Source organism: Saccharopolyspora rectivirgula DSM 43747 (assembly GCF_000497205.1).
Lineage (GTDB): Bacteria > Actinomycetota > Actinomycetes > Mycobacteriales > Pseudonocardiaceae > Saccharopolyspora > Saccharopolyspora rectivirgula.
Genome location: NZ_AYJW01000143.1, coordinates 1 through 709, shown reverse-complemented (window position 1 = coordinate 709; position 709 = coordinate 1). Strand labels below are relative to the sequence as shown.

The 709-nt window shown below is 61.9% G+C and carries 1 rRNA gene; it reads right to left on the bottom strand.

Annotated features, from left to right (window positions below):
- Nucleotides 1-709 (bottom strand): 23S ribosomal RNA (locus SREC43747_RS0119280); the annotation flags it as partial.

Sequence of the window (709 nt, the reverse complement as noted above, 5' to 3'; positions counted from 1 at the left end):
GGTATTCTCTACCTGACCACCTGTGTCGGTTTCGGGTACGGACCGTGCAGACACTCGCTAGAGGCTTTTCTCGGCAGCATGGGATCACCCACTTCGCCGCTTAGGCTCGGCATCAGGTCTCAGGAACGTGGTGCGCGGATTTGCCTACGCACCGCCCTACACCCTTGCCCCGGGACAACCATCGCCCGGGTTGGGCTACCCTTCTGCGTCACCCCATCGCTCGGCTACTGGCGGACGGGGTCCCACGCGACGCGGCCCGGAACGAATTCCAGACCACGCCGGGCAGTTAGCGCATCCGCGGTCGCCGTGAGCGCATCTGCACGGGTACGGGAATATCAACCCGTTGCCCATCGGCTACGCCTGTCGGCCTCGCCTTAGGATCCGACTCACCCAGGGCGGAACGACCTTCCCCTGGAACCCTTGGTCATTCGGCGGAGGAGGTTCTCACTCCTCTTTCACTACTCATGCCTGCATTCTCACTCGAACGGGCTCCACGATTGGTTTGCACCACCGCTTCAATGCCCGCTCGACGCTCCCCTACCCACTGCGAAACGCAGTGCCGCGGCTTCGGTAGCGCGCTTGAGCCCCGCTACATTGTCGGCGCAAAACCACTCGACCAGTGAGCTATTACGCACTCTTTCAAGGATGGCTGCTTCTAAGCCAACCTCCTGGCTGTCTGCGCGGTTTCACATCCTTTCCCACTAAGCGC